The sequence below is a fragment of the Pseudomonas sp. O230 genome (assembly GCF_045447035.1).
Taxonomy (GTDB): domain Bacteria; phylum Pseudomonadota; class Gammaproteobacteria; order Pseudomonadales; family Pseudomonadaceae; genus Aquipseudomonas.
In genome coordinates this window covers 131,286-148,991 of sequence record NZ_JBJGXN010000008.1, presented here as the reverse complement: position 1 = coordinate 148,991, position 17,706 = coordinate 131,286, and the positions used below count along the sequence as shown (strand labels likewise).

The 17,706-nt window shown below is 61.1% G+C and carries 13 protein-coding genes; 3 read left to right on the top strand and 10 right to left on the bottom strand.

Annotation, left to right across the window (positions count from 1 at the left end; translation table 11 throughout):
• Positions 1–34 precede the first annotated feature (34 nt).
• From phaC (ACI77H_RS18575) to ACI77H_RS18535, 9 genes are all read right to left on the bottom strand, one after another.
• Complete coding sequence (gene phaC / locus ACI77H_RS18575) at positions 35–1,717, bottom strand: class II poly(R)-hydroxyalkanoic acid synthase (RefSeq protein WP_407013190.1); 1,683 nt, start codon at positions 1,715–1,717, stop codon at positions 35–37.
• Positions 1,718–1,847: 130 nt separating this feature from the next.
• Complete coding sequence (gene phaZ / locus ACI77H_RS18570) at positions 1,848–2,702, bottom strand: poly(3-hydroxyalkanoate) depolymerase (RefSeq protein WP_407013188.1); 855 nt, start codon at positions 2,700–2,702, stop codon at positions 1,848–1,850.
• A 134-nt stretch (positions 2,703–2,836) separates the two neighbouring features.
• Entirely contained in the window at positions 2,837–4,516 is a 1,680-nt protein-coding gene (gene phaC / locus ACI77H_RS18565) for a class II poly(R)-hydroxyalkanoic acid synthase (RefSeq protein ID WP_407013187.1), read from the bottom strand.
• A 258-nt stretch (positions 4,517–4,774) separates the two neighbouring features.
• Complete coding sequence (locus tag ACI77H_RS18560) at positions 4,775–5,152, bottom strand: gamma-butyrobetaine hydroxylase-like domain-containing protein (RefSeq protein ID WP_407013186.1); 378 nt, start codon at positions 5,150–5,152, stop codon at positions 4,775–4,777.
• A 119-nt stretch (positions 5,153–5,271) separates the two neighbouring features.
• Complete coding sequence (gene hslU / locus ACI77H_RS18555; protein WP_407013185.1) at positions 5,272–6,609, bottom strand: ATP-dependent protease ATPase subunit HslU; 1,338 nt, start codon at positions 6,607–6,609, stop codon at positions 5,272–5,274.
• A gap of 55 nt (positions 6,610–6,664) precedes the next feature.
• Positions 6,665–7,195 carry an ATP-dependent protease subunit HslV gene (gene hslV / locus ACI77H_RS18550; protein ID WP_007899242.1) on the bottom strand — a complete coding sequence of 177 codons (531 nt, stop codon included), beginning with the start codon at positions 7,193–7,195 and terminating at the stop codon, positions 6,665–6,667.
• Positions 7,196–7,482: 287 nt separating this feature from the next.
• Positions 7,483–8,181, bottom strand: coding sequence for an SPOR domain-containing protein (locus ACI77H_RS18545; protein WP_253435216.1), 699 nt, complete (start codon positions 8,179–8,181; stop codon positions 7,483–7,485).
• Between the two features lies 1 nt (position 8,182).
• Positions 8,183–9,919 (bottom strand): arginine--tRNA ligase, encoded by a 1,737-nt coding sequence (gene argS, locus ACI77H_RS18540; protein ID WP_407013184.1) that lies wholly within the window; start codon positions 9,917–9,919, stop codon positions 8,183–8,185.
• Positions 9,920–10,129: 210 nt separating this feature from the next.
• Complete coding sequence (locus tag ACI77H_RS18535; RefSeq protein ID WP_407013183.1) at positions 10,130–12,349, bottom strand: primosomal protein N'; 2,220 nt, start codon at positions 12,347–12,349, stop codon at positions 10,130–10,132.
• A 170-nt stretch (positions 12,350–12,519) separates the two neighbouring features.
• Here ACI77H_RS18535 and rpmE point away from each other — a divergent pair, with 170 nt between their 5' ends.
• The 3 genes from rpmE to ACI77H_RS18520 all read left to right on the top strand — a co-directional run bounded on the left by rpmE (position 12,520) and on the right by ACI77H_RS18520 (position 15,013).
• Positions 12,520–12,747 (top strand): 50S ribosomal protein L31, encoded by a 228-nt coding sequence (rpmE, locus tag ACI77H_RS18530; protein ID WP_017138574.1) that lies wholly within the window; start codon positions 12,520–12,522, stop codon positions 12,745–12,747.
• A gap of 14 nt (positions 12,748–12,761) precedes the next feature.
• Positions 12,762–13,562: a thermonuclease family protein gene (locus tag ACI77H_RS18525; protein WP_407013182.1), complete on the top strand. Its 801-nt coding sequence runs from the start codon at positions 12,762–12,764 to the stop codon at positions 13,560–13,562.
• A gap of 182 nt (positions 13,563–13,744) precedes the next feature.
• A complete protein-coding gene (locus ACI77H_RS18520; protein ID WP_407013181.1) occupies positions 13,745–15,013 on the top strand; it encodes a malic enzyme-like NAD(P)-binding protein in 1,269 nt (422 codons plus the stop codon).
• A gap of 235 nt (positions 15,014–15,248) precedes the next feature.
• On the opposite strand, the gene ACI77H_RS18515 is transcribed toward ACI77H_RS18520, so the two are convergent.
• Positions 15,249–17,684: a penicillin-binding protein 1A gene (locus ACI77H_RS18515; protein WP_407013417.1), complete on the bottom strand. Its 2,436-nt coding sequence runs from the start codon at positions 17,682–17,684 to the stop codon at positions 15,249–15,251.
• Positions 17,685–17,706 lie beyond the last annotated feature (22 nt).

Below are 17,706 nucleotides of genomic sequence, written 5' to 3'. Positions count from 1 at the left end.
GCCACGGCCGATGCCGGCCGTGGTGTGTTGAGCGTCAGCGCACGCGCACATAAGTACCGGGTGCCGCCTCCATCGGTGGATAGTTCTGGTTGCCGAGGGCCATGTGGGTTTCTTTCTGCGCGCCCGAGCGTTCCTGAATCCAGGCCAGCCATTGCGTCCACCAACTGCCGTCGACTTGCTTGGCGTCGTAATACCAGGCCCGGGGATCGCTGCTCAGTTTCGTGCTTTCGATGAAATTGGCTTTCGGGTTGGACGGCGGGTTGAGGATGCTCTGTACATGCCCGCTGTTGGACAGCACGAAGCGCCGCTCGCCACCCAGCAGCAGGGTCGAGCGGTACACCGCATCCCACGGCGTGATGTGGTCGTTGATGCCGGCCACGCTGAAGCTGTCGACCGTGACTTTCTGCAAATCGATCGGCGTGCCGCACACTTCCAGGCCGCCCGGATGACTCAACGGGTTGTGCTTGAAGAAGTCCAGCAAGTCGCCGTGAAAGGCCGCCGGCAGGCGCGTGTTGTCGTTGTTCCAATAGAGGATGTCGAACGCCGGCGGCTCCTTGCCCAACAGGTAGTTGTTGACGAAGTAGCTCCAGATCAAATCGTTGGGCCGCATCCAGGCGAAGACCTTGGCCATGTCCCGGCCATCCAGCACACCTTTCTGGTAGGACCGACGCTTGGCCGCTTCCAGGGTCTGTTCGTCGGCAAACAGGGTCGCGGGGCTCTCCATCTGACTGTCGAGCAGGCTCACCAGATAGGTGGCGCTGGAAACCCGGCGCAACTGTCGTTTGGCTTGCAAATGGCCTTGCAGCGCGGCGATGGTCAGCCCGCCGGCGCAAGCGCCCATCAGATTCACTTCACGGGCACCGGTGATCGCGCGGCACACATTCATCGCTTCTTCGACGGCTTCGACGTACGTCGAGAGGCCCCATTCGCGATGGCGCACATCCGGGTTGCGCCAGCTGATCATGAAAGTCTGAAGGCCGTTTTTCAGGGCGAACTGAACGAAGCTGTTGCTCGGGCTCAGGTCGAAAATGTAGTACTTGTTGATCTGCGGCGGTACCACCAGCAGCGGTTTGGAATACTGCTTCTCGCTCATCGGCTTGTACTGGATCAGCTCCAGCATGTCGTTGCGAAACACCACGGAGCCGGTGGTGGTGGCGACCGTCTTGCCGACTTCGAACGCCTGCTTGGTGACTTGCCTGGGCAGGCCGTCGTTGTGCAGGAAATCATCGACCAGATGACTGACGCCACGCACCAGACTGTTGCCACCGGAATTGAAGATTTCCTTGATCGCCAGCGGATTGAGCAGGGTGTTGGACGGGGACACCGCGTCATTGAGCAAAGCAAACGCGAAGTGCGCGCGGGCGCGATCATCCGGGTTCATGTTGCTTTCATCGATCCAGCTTTTGACCTGCTTCTGCCAACTCAGGTACGCCTGCAGGCTGCGGCGATAAAACGGGTTGAGACTCCAGGCCGGGTCGGCAAAGCGACTGTCGTTGGGGTTGGTCGGGTGCAGGGTTTCGCCCAGCAACACGCGCCCCAGTTGACCGCCCAGCTTCAATGCATGGCGGGCGCTGTGCACCGGGTTGCGCAAACCATGGGCGGCAACGCTGCGCAGGGTCGACAGCAGATCCCGACCACGCAGGCCGGTAATCGCACTCTGTGCGTTGATGAACGCAGCGGGAGTGGGTAAAGATTCCCTCGCAGGCTTCTCGCGCATGACTCAACACTCCTTCGTCTTCAGGCCAAATACAAACACACCGAACCAGAACACCATAGACGCTGTAACGGGTTGTTGCGCGGCGCGACGTCCTGTCGAGCCTTTTCCGTAAACAAAATGCCGTCGTCGGTTAACCGCCAGATGGCGCAGGATGCGGATGCATCACCGCGCGCTGCCGTTCTTCCTCGAGGAACTTCATGATGATCGGCGCCACGGCCTCGGCTCGGGTGATCAGGAACAGGTGTCCGTCATCGATGATGTGCAACTGGGCATTGGGGATCCGCCAGGCCAGCATGCGCATGTTGATCAGCGGGATCAGCGGGTCGTCGTCGCCGGCCAGCACCAGCGTCGGCTGGTGGATCTTGTGCAGCCAGTGAATGCTGGTCCAGCCGAGCCCGGCGAACAGCTGCCAGTAGTAGCCGAGTTTGCCCGCCGAGCGCACCTTCGCCGCATGGCTGGCCGCCAGCGTCGGATCGCGACGGAACGAGCCGCCGTAGATCATCGGCGCGATGCGGATCACGTGCGATGGCTGGATGTACCGCCGTGGGCTGGCCATCATCCACAACACTTTCGGTTTGCCCGGCACCATCACCGCACCTGCCGCCGTTGCCGCCAGCACCAGTTTCTTGCAGCGTTCGGGATAGTCGTAAGCAAACTGCTGGGCGAGGGCGCCACCCCACGACACACCGATCACGTTGACTTGCCCGTAATCGAGATAGTCGAGCATCCGCGCCGTGAGTTTGGCCAGGCCCGGAAAACGATACGGCCGGTTCGGCGTCGACGAACCGCCGACACCAGGCACGTCGAACGCGATGACTTCGAGGTCCGGGTCCAGCGCCGCGACGAACGGAAACACCAGCTCCAGGTTGGCGCCGATGCCATTGAAAATCAGCAAGGGCGTCAAGTGAGGCTTGCCGGGGCGTACTGCCGTGCGGAGGGTCTGGCCATCCAGGTCGACGGTACGAAATATGAACGGTTGCGGCATGCTTCAAGCCCTGTAAGTGGATCGACCCCCATTCTGTAGGAGCCGGCTTGCTGGCGATTGCATCACCACGGTTTCACAGTTTCACCGCGTTGATGCAATCGCCAGCAATCCGGCTCCTAGAGGTCGGGGGGCATTTAGCGTTCGTGTACGTAAGTGCCCGGCGCTGCTTCGCCCGCGGGATAAGCCTTACTGCCCAGTTTGGTCGGAGATTTTTTCAATTCGCCCGAACGCTCGGCCTGCCAGGCTTGCCAGTGCAGCCACCAGGAGTCGGTGTGCTTGGTGGAATTTTCCTGCCAGTCCTCGGCCTTCAACGGCATCTCGACGCTTGTCATGTAGCGCGATTTCGGATTGCCCGGCGGGTTCAGAATGCTCTGGATATGCCCGCTGCTGGACAGCACAAATTCAACCTTGCCGCCGAACAGTTGCGCCGACTTGTAGCAGGACTTCCACGGGGTGATGTGGTCGTTGGTGCCGGCCAGGGAAAAGATGTCGGCCGTGACCTGCTTCAGGTCGATCGGCGTGCCGCACACTTCCAGTGCATGCGGGCGGATCAGCGGATTGTTTTTGAACATCTCGATCAGGTCGCCGTGGAACGCAGCGGGCAATCGGGTGGTGTCGTTGTTCCAGAACAGGATGTCGAACACCGGCGGCTCGTTGCCGAGCAGGTAGTTGTTGACCCAGTAGTTCCAGATCAAATCGTTGGGGCGCATCCAGGCGAAGACTTTCGCCATGTCGCGGCCTTCCAGCACACCGGCCTGATAGGAATGGCGTTTGGCGGCTTCGAGGGTCTGCTCGTCGACGAACAGGGCCACGTCGCTGTCCAGGGTGGTGTCCAGCACGCTGACCAGCAGCGTCAGGGCGTTCACCTTGTTCTCTCCGATCGCCGCGTAGTGGCCCAGCAGCGCAGTGCAGGTGATGCCGCCGGAGCAGGCACCGAGCATGTTCACGTCTTTGCTGCCAGTGATTGCAGTGACCACATCGACCGCTTCCTTGAGCGCTTCGATGTAGGTCGACAGACCCCATTCGCGTTGCTCCTTGGTCGGGTTGCGCCAGCTGACGATGAACGTCTGCACGTTATTGCGCAGGCAGAACCGCGCCAGGCTCTTGTCCGGGCTCAGGTCGAATACATAAAACTTGTTGATCTGCGGCGGCACTACCAGCAATGGGCGCTCGTGCACCTGCTCGGTGATCGGGCGGTACTGGATCAGCTCCAGCACGTCGTTGCGGAAAACTACCGCACCTTCGGTCACGCCCAGGCTCTTGCCAACCTCGAATGCGCCCATGTTGACCTGGCTCGGCATACCGCCGTTGTGTACCAGATCCTTGGCCAGGTGCGAGAGGCCGTCGAGCAGGCTCTTGCCACCCGTTTCGAAGAAGCGTTTGACCGCTGCCGGGTTGGCCGCACTGTTGGTCGGGGCCATGGCTTCGGTCATGAGGTTGATCACGAAATGCCCGCGTGCCGTGTCCTTGGGCCCCAGGTTACTGTCGTCGATCCAGTCGTGGAGTTCCTTGCGCCACGCCAGGTAGGTTTGCAGATAACGTTTGTAGAGCGGGTTCTGGCTCCAGGCCGGATCGGCGAAGCGACGGTCATCGCTGGTCGGTAGCAGCTCGGATTTGCCGAACAGCACGTTCTTCAGTTCAAGGCCGAAATGAGCGACATGCTTCGCGCTGTGAATCGGTTGTTTGATGGCCTGCCTGAGCACCATCCGAGCAGAAGCCAGTAGATCCTTTCCACGCAGCCCAACGACAGGATTAAGCCCCAAGGTGTTTTCCGAGGCTTGATACTTCAAGTCATCGTTATTCTTGTTACTCATCTACGACGCTCCATTGTCCTGAGACGAGTACCTGAGTCCAGCCGTGTAGTCACACAGCCAATGCCAGGTACTACTGCTCGGGTGACCGATAATTCTGCATCGCTGCTTTTTAGTTCAGAGAGCACTGCAGGGAACTTGCCAGCTCCATTGGTTACCCGAGTTTAATTTTTTTCGCAAGCAGGCCAATGACTGGCCTCGCGGCCAAGCATTCAAACAGATGGAATTAGAAAATGCCTTCTAATGCGCAAGAGGCGCGGGTTAGAGCATCAGCTTGACGACAGATTCGCTAGGGTCGCGGGTCTTTCCGGCCGCTTTCAGTTCGGCAAGATAATCGTTCCAGAGATCCTCCTGACGCACGCCCAACTGGTACAGATAGTCCCAGGTGAACAGGCCGCTGTCATGGCCATCGTCGAAGGTCAATTTCAGTGCGTACTGACCGGCCGGTTCTACTTTGCTCAGGCCTACGCCGATCTTGCCAAATTGCAGGATAGGTTTGCCGTGGCCCTGGACCTCAGCGGAAGGAGAGTGCACGCGCAGGAACTCGGCGGGCAGGTGATGTTCCTCGCCGGACGCGTATTTCAGCGACAGGGTTTTCGAGGCTTTGTGCAGTTTGATGTCGGTGGGGAGTTGGGTCATGACCTGATGTCCGTCTGTGTGGAACTCTCGCGGTCCCTTGTAGGAGCTGGCTTGCCAGCGATGGCGATCTCAAGGTCCCCATCGCCGGCGAGCCGGCTCCTACACAGGTCTCACATGACCTACAGGATATAACGGGACAGGTCTTCGTTCTGCGCCAATTCGCCCAGGTGGCTGTTGACGTAGTCGGCGTCGATCAGGATCACCTTGCCGTCATGGGCGCTGGCCAGGTCGCCGGCGCTGAACGATACCTCCTCAAGCAGACGCTCAAGCAAGGTGTGCAGGCGACGGGCACCGATGTTCTCGGTTTTCTCGTTGACCTGCCAGGCGATCTCGGCGATGCGCTTGATGCCGTCCGGCTGGAACTCGATGGCCAGGCCTTCGGTTTTCAGCAGTGCGCAATATTGCTCGGTGAGCGACGCGTGCGGCTCGCTGAGAATGCGTTCGAAGTCTTCAGGCGTCAGCGCCTTCAGCTCGACACGAATCGGCAGACGGCCTTGCAGCTCGGGCACCAGATCGCTTGGTTTGCTCAGGTGGAACGCACCGGAGGCGATGAACAGGATGTGGTCAGTCTTGACCATGCCCAGTTTGGTATTGACGGTGCAGCCTTCGATCAGCGGCAGCAGGTCGCGCTGCACGCCTTCACGGGATACATCAACGCCACCGGAATTGCCGCGCTTGGCGACCTTGTCGATTTCGTCGATGAACACGATGCCGTGCTGCTCGACGGCTTCAAGCGCCTTGGCCTTCAACTCTTCATCGTTGACCAGGCGGCTCGCTTCCTCGTCGCGGACCAGCTTCAGCGCTTCCTTGACCTTGAGCTTGCGGCTCTTGCGTTTGCCCTTGCCCATGTTGGCGAACAGGCTCTGCAACTGATTGGTCATTTCTTCCATGCCCGGTGGCGGGGAGATATCGACGCCGGCCACTTCGGCGACTTCGATTTCGATCTCCTTGTCATCCAGCTGACCTTCGCGCAGGCGCTTGCGGAACAGCTGGCGGGTGTTGGAATCGGCCGACGGGGCGTCATCGGTGTTGAAGCCTATGCGCGCCGGTGGCAGCAGGGCGTCGAGGATGCGCTCTTCGGCGGCGTCTTCGGCGCGGTGGCGAACCTTGGTCATTTCCTGTTCGCGCAGCAGTTTGATGGCGGCGTCGGCGAGGTCACGAATGATCGATTCGACGTCGCGGCCAACGTAGCCGACTTCGGTGAACTTGGTCGCTTCGACTTTGATGAACGGCGCGTTGGCCAGTTTGGCCAGGCGACGGGCGATCTCGGTTTTACCGACACCGGTCGGGCCGATCATCAGAATGTTCTTGGGTGTTACTTCAACACGCAGCTCTTCGGGCAGCTGCATCCGGCGCCAGCGGTTACGTAGCGCGATGGCGACGGCGCGTTTGGCATCGTCCTGGCCGATGATGTGGCGATTGAGTTCGTGGACGATTTCACGGGGAGTCATGGACATAGTAATTGGCGGTCCTCAAGCAAAAGTGAGCCGTGGCGCTAAGGCCGGAACAGGCTTACTCGGCGAGGTCCTGCTCCTCAATGGTGAAGGTGTGGTTGGTGAATACGCAGATGTCGCCGGCGATGCCGAGCGCGGTTTCGACGATTTCGCGGGCCGACAGATCGGTTTTTTTCAGCAGCGCGCTGGCAGCGGCCTGGGCGTAACCGCCACCGGAACCCATGGCGATCAGGCCTTCTTCGGGTTCGACCACGTCGCCGTTGCCGGTGATGATCAGGGACGCGTCTTTGTTGGCGACCGCGAGCATCGCTTCGAGGCGGCTGAGGGAGCGGTCGGTGCGCCATTCTTTGGCGAGCTCGACGGCGGCGCGAACCAGGTGACCCTGATGTTTCTCGAGCTGGCCTTCGAAGCGCTCGAAAAGGGTGAAGGCGTCAGCGGTGGCCCCGGCAAAACCGGCGATCACCTGACCGTGGTACAGGCGACGAACTTTCTTCGCGTTGCCTTTCATCACGGTATTGCCGAGAGAAACCTGGCCGTCGCCGCCCATGACGACTTTGCCGTGGCGGCGAACTGAAACGATGGTGGTCAAGGGAGAGTCTCCACGCAGCGGGGCGAAAATGCCTTATGCCAACTCATATGGGGGTGGTGGAGCGTTTTTCAACTGCGGGATTGGAGAGGGGACGAGCGGTGCTTAGCGGGGAAGGGTGTGTTGTTTGGTCTGACGTCATCGCCAGCAAGCTGGCTCCTGCAGGTTATGCGTTTTTCGCGGCTACGGTGAACCGTGGATTTCACGGTGTTCACGATACCGGGAACGATGCATGACTTGTAGGAGCCGGATTGCCGGCGATGAACGATAACGCGGTGCTGCTGACGGAATCAGCGGTTCTGGCGTTGTTGTAACAGCAGGTTGCTAAACCCTGCGCCGGCCAGTTGCTTTTGCGCAGTGGTCAGCTGTTCGCGGTTGCTGAACGGCCCGACCAACACCCGATACCAGGTCTCGTCCTTCACCGTGCCGGATTCAACCGCCACCGCCTGCCCCAGCAAGATGATCTGCGCGCGCACCTTGTCCGCATCGGCTTCCTTGCGGAACGAGCCAGCCTGCAGGAAGAACTTGGTCACCGGCGCTGCCTTGGCCACGGGCGGTGGCGGCGGTGGAGTGATGCCAGCCAATGCCGCCTGAGCGCGGGCGGTGTCGATCTTCGCTGCTTCTGCCGGGGTTACCGGTGTGGTCGGTACGGCTGGCGTCGGCGGGGTTTTCTCCGGCACGGCATCCGGCGGCACGATGACTTCCGATTCCGGCAGCAAGGTGTAGAAGTCGTACTTCGGCTTCACCGGTTGCGTCGGGCTCGGCGGGGTCTTGTTGGCCTCGGCGATCTTGGTGGCTTTCTGCTGCTCGATCTTCTCGCGCTTGACGCTCTCGCTACCCTTGCCCGGCTCCAGCTTCATCAAAAACACAATGAACGCGCCGACCGTCAGGCCGATGGCCATCCACAGCCAGCCCGGAATCGGTTGCTTTGCAGGAGCTTGGTAACGGCTGGCGCCACGCTTGGGTGCAGGTTTTTTCTTGGCAGCCAACTTACATACGCTCCAGAGTTTCCAGACCCAAGAGTTCCAGGCCTTGCTTGAGAGTGCGGCCGGTCAGCGCAGCGAGACGCAGACGGCTTTGCATTTGCGCCGGGGTTTCAGCACTGAGGATCGGGCAGTTCTCATAGAAACTGGAGAACAGGCCGGCGACATCGTACAGGTAGGTGCAGAGGATGTGCGGCGTGCCTTTCTCGGACACGTTGTTCAGTATTTCGCCAAATTGCGCGAGTTTGGCTGCCAGCTCATGTTCGTGCGCAGCTTCCAGAACGATCTGGCCTTCGACTTCGCTGAAGTCCTTGCCGAGCTTGCGGAACACGCCCGCTACGCGGGTATACGCGTACAACAGGTACGGCGCGGTATTGCCTTCGAAGTTCAGCATCAGGTCGAAGTTGAAGCTGTAGTCGCTGGTACGGTGCTTGGACAGGTCGGCGTATTTCACCGCGCCGATGCCCACGACCTTGGCGATATTGCGCAACTCGGCCTCGGCCAGCTCCGGGTTCTTGTCCTTCACCAAGGTGTAGGCGCGTTCCTGGGCTTCGGTCAGCAGGTCGATCAGCTTCACGGTGCCGCCGTCACGGGTCTTGAACGGACGGCCATCGGCGCCGTTCATGGTGCCGAAGCCCATGTGCTCCATTTCCATCGGGTGCGTCACGAAGCCGGCCTTGCGGGCGACGGCGAACACTTGCTGGAAGTGCAGGGCCTGGCGCTGGTCGACAAAGTACAGCGCACGATCAGCCTTGAGCTTGCCGCTGCGATAACGCACGGCCGCCAGGTCGGTGGTGGCGTAGAGATAGCCGCCATCGGCCTTGACGATGATCACCGGCAGCGGATCGCCGTCGGCATTCTTGAATTCGTCGAGGAACACGCACTGGGCGCCGTTGCTCTCAACCAGCAGGCCAGCGGCCTTGAGATCGTTGACCACGTTGATCAGGTCGTCGTTGTAGGCGCTCTCGCCCATCACGTCGGCCATCGTCAGTTTGACGTTCAACAGTTCGTAGATTTTCTGGCAGTGTGACAGCGAGATGTCCTTGAACTTGGTCCACAACGCCAGGCAGTCCGGGTCGCCGGCTTGCAGCTTGACCACCAGGCCACGGGCACGGTCGGCGAACTCTTCGGATTCGTCGAAGCGTTGCTTGGCGGCGCGGTAGAAGTTTTCCAGGTCCGACAGCTCGTCGCTGGTGATCGGGTTTTCCTGCAGATACGCCATCAGCATGCCGAACTGGGTGCCCCAGTCGCCAACGTGGTTCTGGCGGATCACTTCGTCGCCGAGGAACTCAAGCACGCGGGCCACGCCGTCGCCGATGATGGTCGAGCGCAAGTGGCCGACGTGCATCTCTTTCGCCAGGTTCGGTGCCGACAGGTCGACAACCGTGCGCTGCACCGGGCCAGCCTTGCGCACGCCGACGTGAACGTCAGCCAGCGCGGCGTCGAGGCGCGTGGCCAGGGCCTGGGTGTTCTGGAAGAAGTTCAGGAAGCCAGGGCCGGCGATTTCGGTCTTGGTGACATTCTCGTCGGCCGGCAGTGCGGCGATGATTTTCTCGGCCAGATCGCGCGGTTTCATGCCTGCCGGTTTGGCCAGCATCATGGCGATGTTGCTGGCGAAGTCGCCGTTCTTCTTGTCCCGGGAGTTTTCCACCTGGATCGCCGGCGACAGGCCTTCAGGCAACACACCTTCGTTGACGAGTTGGGTGATGGCTTGTTGGATCAGCTGGCGAATGGTGTCTTTCATGGTCTTCTCTTTCGACCGCTAGCGCGGCGGCGCTTCAATGCGCTGGTGGAAAAACTGGGCATTATCCGTTGCGAAGACGGGCTTGCCAACTATAGCGGGCAGGTTATGGATATGTGGTGACTATTCGGCCGCCATCGCGGGCAAGCCCGCTCCCACAGGGATTGCGCAAAACTTGTGGGAGCGGGCTTGCCAGCGATGGCGGCCTACCAGTCAATACAAATCCACAGGGTCCACATCCAGCGACCAGCGCACCGCCCGCCCACTCGGCATCTGCTCCAGCAGCAGCAACCAACTGGCCAGTAACCGGTGCAGCGGCGCCCGAGCCGTTGCCTGCAACAACAACTGCGCGCGATAACGCCCGGCCCGCCGTTCCATCGGCGCCGGCACCGGCCCGAGCAGCTCGATCCCGCTCAGATTCTGTTCGGCCAGCAAACGCTCAGCCTCGCTGCACGCCTCGTCGAGAAAACCTTCCGCCTGCCCCGGCTTGTGCGCTTCGGCCCGCAGCAGCGCCAAATGTGCGAACGGCGGCAAACCGGCGGAGCGCCGCTCGCTCAGCGCCTGCTCGGCGAACGCAAAGTAGCCCTGCTCGGTCAGTTGCACCAGCAGCGGATGGTCCGCCAAATGGGTCTGGATAATCACTTTGCCCGGCTCTTCGGCCCGGCCCGCACGGCCGGCGACCTGCACGATCAATTGCGCCATGCGCTCGCTGGCGCGGAAGTCGCCGGAGAACAAGCCGCCGTCGGCATCGAGAATCGACACCAGCGTCACCCGTGGAAAGTGGTGACCTTTGGCAAGCATCTGCGTGCCCACCAGAATGCACGGCTGACCCTTCTGAATAGTCGCGAACAACTGATTCATCGCGTCTTTGCGCGAGGTGCTGTCGCGGTCGACCCGCAGCACCGGAACATCCGGGAACAGAATGGCCAGGCGTTCTTCGGCGCGCTCGGTGCCAGCGCCCACCGGCCGCAAGTCCACTTTGCCGCACTTCGGACAGTGCCGGGGCACGCGTTCGACGTAGCCGCAATGGTGGCAACGCAGTTCGCCGGAGCGCTGGTGCACGGTCATCCGCGCATCGCAGCGCTGGCATTCGGACATCCAGCCGCAGTCGTGGCACAGCAGCGTCGGCGCGAATCCTCGACGGTTGAGGAACACCAGCACTTGCTGGCCGGCGGCCAGGGTCTGACCAATGGCTTGCTGCATCGGCCCGGAAATGCCGCTGTCGAGCGGACGACTTTTCACATCCAGTCGCAGGAAGCGCGGTTGCTTGGCGCCGCCAGCACGCTCATTCAGACGTAGGAGGCCGTAACGCCCGGTGTAGGCGTTGTGCAGGCTTTCCAGCGAAGGCGTGGCCGAGCCGAGCACGATCGGGATGTTTTCCTGCCGGGCTCGGACCAGCGCCAGGTCCCGGGCGTGGTAGCGCAAACCTTCCTGCTGTTTATATGAGCCGTCGTGCTCTTCGTCGATGATGATCAGGCCGGGGTTTTTCATCGGGGTGAACAGCGCCGAACGGGTGCCGATAATAATGTCGGCGTCGCCATCCCGAGCGGCGAGCCAGGCTTCGAGGCGCTCGCGGTCGTTGACCGCCGAGTGGATCAGCGCAATTCGCGCATTGAAGCGTTGCTCGAAGCGCGCCAGGGTTTGCGGGCCGAGGTTGATTTCCGGGATCAGTACCAGCGCTTGCTTGCCGGCCTCCAGGGTTTCGCGGATCAGTTGCAAATAGACTTCGGTCTTGCCGCTGCCGGTGACGCCGGCCAGCAGGAACGCGTGATAACTGTCGAACCCGGCGCGGATCGCCTCGTAAGCCGCGCGTTGTTCCGGGTTCAGCGGCAACTCCGGTTGGGCCAGCCAGTGTTCGTGGCGGGCTTCGGGGGCGTGCTTGCGGATCTCCACTTGCACCAGATCCTTGGCCAGCAGCAGGTCGAGGCTGTCCTTGCTAAGCATCAATTTGCTCAGCAACTGATGGGCCACGCCGTGGGGGTGCTGGGCCAATGTGGCCAACGCTTCGCGCTGACGCGGGGCGCGGGCGATGCGCGGGTCATCCAGGCTGGCGCCGGGGGTGGCGGACCAGAAGCGTTCCTGGCGCGGTTCAGCCAGTTCGCCCTGGCGCAACAGCACCGGCAACGCCCAACTCAAGGTGTCGCCGAGGCTGTGCTGGTAATACTGCGACGTCCACAGGCACAGCTTGAACAGCGCCGGTGGCAAGGGCGGCGTGGCGTCGAGCAGGGCCAGGGCCGGTTTGAGTTTCTCGACCGGCACTTCGCTGGTGTCGGTGACCTCGACCAGAATGCCGATCATCTCCCGCCGACCGAAGGGCACCCGCAGGCGCATGCCCGGCTGCAACTGGGCGCGCAGGACCCCGGCCGGGGCACGGTAATCGAACAGGCGGCGCAGGGGCGAAGGCAGGGCGAGGCGCAAAATGGCGTCGGGCACGCGGAGGTTTTCTCGATGAAGGGACGGTGAACAAGGCCGGGAGCCTAGCAGACGGTCGGTAGAAGCGACAGCTTGCGCGATTTCAAAGGTCTGGTAGAATCCGCGGCCTAATTACGTGCGGTATTCAACAATAGTGTTGAGTGGCGGCACGCTAGCCTGAGGAATACACCATGAAAGCCGATATCCATCCAGCATACGAAACCATCGAAGTAACTTGCAGCTGCGGTAACAAGTTCGAAACTCGTTCGAACCTGTGCAAGCCACTGGGTACTGACGTATGCAACGAGTGCCACCCGTTCTACACCGGTAAGCAGAAGACTCTGGATACTGGCGGCCGTGTACAGCGCTTCGCAGACCGTTTCGGTGCTTTCGGCAAGAAACCTGCAGCAGCAGAGTAAGGTTCGAAAGCCCCATGGGCTTTACCTTGCTAATGAAAAAGGCGTCCCTCGTGGGCGCCTTTTTTGTGTCCGCGATTTGGCTCTCGGGCGCCCAGGCCTTCTGCCCGGTGCCGAGTGGGCTGGCCTCAGTCGTGGTGCAACGGGTGGTGGATGGCGACACATTGCGCCTGAGCGATGGCCGCAGTGTGCGCATGATCGGCTTGAATACGCCGGAACTGGGCAAGCAGGGCCGATCTGACGAGCCATTCGCCGTGGCGGCGCGCAAGCGTCTGGAAGCCCTGGTGGCTGCCAGCGACGGTCGGGTCGGCATGCTCCTGGGTAAAGAGAGCAAGGATCACTACGGTCGCACCCTTGCGCATCTTTATGGCGCCGAGGGTGCCAACCTCGAAGCGCAGATGCTCGCAGAAGGGCTCGGTTTCCAAGTGGCGGTCGCGCCCAATGTTGATCTGGTTGCCTGTCAGCAATCGGCGGAGCGCAGTGCGCGGCAAGCCGGGCTCGGGGTGTGGCGCCAGTCGCCTGTACTGAAAGCGGAGCAGATCAACACGTCTGGCTTCGCAGTGGTCAGCGGGCGTGTGAGCAGGGTTCAGCGCAATCGCGGCGGCGTTTGGATCGAGTTGCAGGATTCGCTTGTACTGCGGGTTGCGCCCAATGTGCTGGGGCAATTCGATGGCGCGGCGCTGGAGCGCCTGAAGGGCAAGCAGATCGAGGCGCGGGGCTGGGTCGTGGACCGCTCCCGTCGCGGCGGATTGAAACCGGGACAAGCACGCTGGCTCCTGCCATTGACCGATCCGGCGATGCTGCAAGCGGCGCCCTGATAAAAAATTGTAGACATTTTTTCTTTCGATTGTGAACAGTCTATCCCTTGTGTTCCGTGGCTCTTGGCCCAAAGTCGTAGGGCCGGGCGCTTGACAGGGGTGACTGGTCAGTCTTGTGGGGACTTTGCGAGGCGCGTATCCTCGCTGACCAGTCTGTCCAACAGTAAAAGCGGAATGCCCCCATGTCTGATTTGAAAACTGCCGCTCTCGAATATCACGCTCATCCTCGTCCAGGTAAGCTGAGTGTCGAGCTCACCAAGGCCACCGCTACCGCCCGCGACCTGTCGCTGGCCTACAGCCCCGGCGTAGCCGAACCAGTACGCGAAATCGCCCGCGATCCTGAACTGGCCTACAAATACACCGGCAAAGGCAACCTGGTTGCAGTCATTTCCGATGGCACCGCGATTCTGGGCCTGGGTAACCTCGGCCCATTGGCTTCCAAGCCAGTGATGGAAGGTAAAGGCGTGCTGTTCAAGCGCTTCGCCGGCATCGACGTTTTCGACATCGAAGTCGACTCCGAAAGCCCGCAAGCCTTCATCGACACCGTCAAGCGCATCTCCATCACTTTCGGTGGCATCAACCTGGAAGACATCAAGGCACCTGAGTGCTTTGAGATCGAGCGCGCTCTGATCGAACAGTGCGACATTCCGGTGTTCCACGATGACCAGCACGGCACCGCTATCGTGACCGCGGCCGGCATGATCAACGCCCTGGAAATCGCAGGCAAAACCCTCGCTGATGCCAAGATCGTCTGCCTGGGCGCCGGTGCTGCCGCCATCTCCTGCATGAAATTGCTGGTGAGCATGGGCGCCAACATCGAAAACATCTACATGGTTGACCGTACCGGTGTGATCCACTCCGGCCGTGACGACCTGAACCAGTACAAGGCTGTCTTCGCTCACGCGACCGACAAGCGCACCCTGGCAGATGCCCTGCAAGGCGCGGACGTGTTCGTTGGCCTGTCCGGCCCGAACCTGCTGAGCGCTGAAGGCCTGAAATCCATGGCGGCCAACCCGATCGTGTTCGCGTGCTCGAACCCGGATCCGGAAATCTCCCCGGAACTGGCGCACGCCACCCGTGACGACGTGATCATGGCCACCGGCCGTTCGGACTACCCGAACCAGGTCAACAACGTGCTCGGCTTCCCGTTCATCTTCCGTGGTGCCCTGGACGTTCGCGCCAAGCGCATCAACGAAGAAATGAAAGTAGCGGCGGCCAACGCCCTGCGTGAACTGGCCAAACTGCCAGTTCCTCAGGAAGTCTGCGACGCCTACGGCGGCATCAAACTGGAATTCGGTCGTGAGTACATCATCCCGAAACCAATGGATGCGCGTCTGATCACCCTGATCTCCGATGCTGTGGCCAAGGCTGCGATCGAGACCGGCGTGGCAACCCTGCCGTATCCGAAGAACTACCCGCTGAAAAGCGTGGATGACGTGTTCAACGGCTAAGCCGTTGTAGCGCTTCAACAGAAAACCCCGGCTCTTGTGAGTTGGGGTTTTTTATGTCTGTGGGTTTTGTGGTTGATGTGCTGGCCTCATGGCGAGCAAGCTTGCTCCTGCGGGGCCGCGTCGTTCATAAATCCAATGTGGGAGCGAGCCTGCTCGCGATGGCGGCCTGGCAGGCGCCACAATAAAAAGCCCCGCACTTCTCTCGAAGGCGGGGCTTTTTCATATGGCTACCCGATCAGAACAAATCGATCGGCGCCGCTTCATCCGCTGGCAGCGGGCTGCCTGGCGCATTGCCGTTACCCAGCTCATTCGCCGACGGTGGCGTGTCTTCGGCCTTGAACAGCTCGAAGTACGCGCCAGGCGTACCCGGAGATGCCGCGCGACCACTGACCGGGTCAACCCGCAGGCTGAGGATGCCTTCCGGCTCTGGCTGCGTATGCGGCGGCTTGTCCTTGAGCGCGGCTGCCATGTAATTCATCCAGATTGGCAACGCCACAGTGCCGCCGAACTCACGTTTACCCAGGCTTTCCGGCTGGTCGAAGCCGGTCCAGACGGTGGTCACGTAATCGGCGTTGTAGCCCGAGAACCACGCATCCTTCGATTCGTTGGTCGTACCGGTTTTCCCGGCGATGTCGGGGCGCCCCAAGGCCAGTGCGCGGCGGCCGGTGCCGAGTTTGATCACGTCCTCGAGCATGCTGTTGAGGATGTAAGTGGTACGGCCATCGACAATGCGCTCCGCCACGGCGGGTGCCTGAGGCACAGGTTGGCCCGGAGCCTCGCCCGGTGTCGCGTTGACCGTAAAGGCTTCGGCGACGGGGGCGGCAATGCCATCCGGGGCGACACCACCTTTCGGCACGCTCGGCGGGTTGGCGACGAACAGTGTGTCGCCATTGCGGCTTTCGATCTTGTCGATGATGTATGGGGTGATTTTGAAGCCGCCGTTGGCGAATGTGCTCCAGCCGGTGGCGATTTCCATTGGCGTCAGGGTCGCGGTGCCCAGGGCCAGCGACAGGTTGCGCGGCAGGTCCTGTTTGTTGAAACCGAACTTGCTGATGTAGTCGATGGTGCGATCGACGCCCAACGCCTGCACCAGGCGGATCGATACCAGGTTACGCGACTTGTACAGCCCTTCACGCAGGCGGATCGGGCCGAGGAAGGTGTTGGTGTCGTTCTTCGGACGCCAGACCTTGTCCAGGTATTCGTCGACGAACACGATCGGTGCGTCGTTCACCAGGCTGGCGGCGGTGTAGCCGTTATCCAGCGCGGCGCTGTAAACGAACGGTTTGAAGCTCGAGCCCGGCTGACGCTTGGCCTGCAGGGCACGGTTGTAGTTGCTCTGCTCGAAGGCGAAACCGCCGACCAGCGAACGAATGGCGCCGTTCTGCGGATCAAGGGAGACCAGTGCGCCCTGAGCTTGCGGGATCTGGCTGAATTTCAGCGAATTATCCGGCTGACGCTGCACACGAATCAGATCACCGACCTGCGCTACATCCGCGGGCTGCTTCGGATTGGCGCCCATGCTGTTGGTGTTCAGGAATGGCCGCGCCCATTTCATGCTCTCCCAGCCGATGTGCTCGTCGCCGGTACGGGTCAGCACTTGCAGGCCGCTCTTGTCGACCTGCGTGACGATGGCCGGTTCAAGACCGCTGATGGTGCGCTGCTTGGTCAGCTCGCTGGTCCAGGCCTCACGGGTCTTGCCCGGCAGGCGTGACTCAGGACCGCGGTAGCCATGACGCTGATCGTAGGTCATCAGACCTTCGTGGACAGCAGTGTTGGCCATTTCCTGCAGGTTGCTCGGCACGGTGGTCGTGACGCGGAAACCCTCGGTGTAGGCATCGCTGCCGTAGCGGCCGACCATTTCGGCGCGGGCCATTTCAGCAATGTACGGGGCATTCACTTCCGGGGTCGGCACGTGATAGCTGGCGTTCAGCGGCTCGTTGATCGCGGCGGTGTAATCGCTCTCGGTGATTTTGCCGAGCTTATACATGCGCCCGAGGATCCAGTCACGACGCTCCTTGCTGCGGGCCGGGTTGGCCAGCGGGTTGAAGCGCGACGGGGCTTTTGGCAGGCCGGCGATCATCGCCATCTGCGCCAGGCTGACGTCACGAATCGACTTGCCGTAATACACCTGCGCCGCGGCCTCGATGCCGTAGGCGCGGTTACCCAGGTAGATCTTGTTGACGTACAGCTCAAGGATCTCGTCCTTGGTCAGCTGTCGTTCGATCTGCAGGGCCAGGAGGATTTCGGTGGTCTTGCGCGAGAAGCTGCGTTCGCTGGTCAGGAAGAAGTTCTTCGCCACCTGCATGGTGATGGTGCTGCCGCCGGACTGGATGTGTCCGCTTTTGACCAACTGGGTGGCGGCGCGCATCAGGCTGCTGGGATCGACGCCATAGTGGTTGGCGAAATTGTCGTCTTCAGCACTTAGTAACGCATTAATGAAATTGGGGGGAATGTCGGCGAAACGGATCGGTGTACGGCGCATTTCGCCAAATTCTGCGATCAACTTGTTGTCGCTGCTGTAGACGCGCAATGGAATCTGCAACTGGATGCTTCTCAGAGCCTCCACAGATGGTAATCCCGGACTAAGGTAAAGATATGCGCCGCTCAGACCGAGGAGCAGTCCGCAGAAAACGGCGACGATGGACCAACCGAAAAATTTCAGCAGACGAATCAAGGCTTTGGGATATCCAGGG

Bases quoted from the DNA above. Each gene is read 5' to 3' on its own strand.
- ACI77H_RS18525 (WP_407013182.1), top strand. From the start codon at position 12,762: ATGGGCTTTACCTTGCTAATGAAAAAGGCGTCCCTCGTGGGCGCCTTT.
- phaC (WP_407013190.1), bottom strand. From the start codon at position 1,717: ATGCGCGAGAAGCCTGCGAGGGAATCTTTACCCACTCCCGCTGCGTTC.
- ACI77H_RS18560 (WP_407013186.1), bottom strand. From the start codon at position 5,152: ATGACCCAACTCCCCACCGACATCAAACTGCACAAAGCCTCGAAAACC.
- phaZ (WP_407013188.1), bottom strand. From the start codon at position 2,702: ATGCCGCAACCGTTCATATTTCGTACCGTCGACCTGGATGGCCAGACC.
- ACI77H_RS18520 (WP_407013181.1), top strand. From the start codon at position 13,745: ATGTCTGATTTGAAAACTGCCGCTCTCGAATATCACGCTCATCCTCGT.
- rpmE (WP_017138574.1), top strand. From the start codon at position 12,520: ATGAAAGCCGATATCCATCCAGCATACGAAACCATCGAAGTAACTTGC.
- hslU (WP_407013185.1), bottom strand. From the start codon at position 6,609: ATGTCCATGACTCCCCGTGAAATCGTCCACGAACTCAATCGCCACATC.
- phaC (WP_407013187.1), bottom strand. From the start codon at position 4,516: ATGAGTAACAAGAATAACGATGACTTGAAGTATCAAGCCTCGGAAAAC.
- argS (WP_407013184.1), bottom strand. From the start codon at position 9,919: ATGAAAGACACCATTCGCCAGCTGATCCAACAAGCCATCACCCAACTC.